This window comes from Altererythrobacter sp., from assembly GCF_050299635.1.
Lineage (GTDB): Bacteria > Pseudomonadota > Alphaproteobacteria > Sphingomonadales > Sphingomonadaceae > Erythrobacter.
The window spans coordinates 1-564 of sequence record NZ_JBNKWF010000077.1; the positions used below are offsets into that span (position 1 = coordinate 1).

General features: G+C 61.7%; 1 protein-coding gene. It reads left to right on the plus strand.

Annotated features, from left to right (window positions below; translation table 11 throughout):
* Window position 1: 1 nt before the first annotated feature.
* Window positions 2–564: SDR family NAD(P)-dependent oxidoreductase (locus ACQY6C_RS14910; RefSeq protein ID WP_427970075.1), on the plus strand; the 563-nt coding region annotated here is incomplete at its 3' end.

A 564-nucleotide genomic window follows, 5' to 3' on the forward strand; every position in this document is an offset into this window, starting at 1 on the left:
GCTGGTTACCGGCGGCACCCGCGGCATCGGCGAAGCCATCAGCCTGGCCCTCAAGGATGCCGGCTATACGGTGGTCGCCAACTATGCCGGTAACGACGAAAAAGCCAGTAGTTTCAGTGAACAGCACGGCATTCCGGTCTACAAGTTCGACGTCGGCGATTACGAAGCCTGCCAGTCTATGGTCGCGCAGATCGAGAGCGATGTCGGTCCGGTCGAAGTGCTGATCAACAATGCCGGCATCACGCGCGACGGCACCATGCACAAGATGACTTTCGAGCAGTGGAACCAGGTGATCCAGACCAATCTGACGTCCTGCTTCAACATGTGCCACGCGGTGCTGAACGGCATGCGCGAACGCGGCTTCGGCCGTATCGTCAACATCGGCTCGGTCAACGGCCAGGCCGGCCAGTACGGCCAGGTCAACTATGCCGCGGCCAAGTCGGGCATTCACGGTTTCACCAAGGCGCTGGCCCAGGAGGGCGCCGCCAAGGGCATTACCGTGAATGCGGTCGCGCCGGGCTATATCGCGACCGAAATGGTGCGCGCGGTGCCGGAAAACGTGCT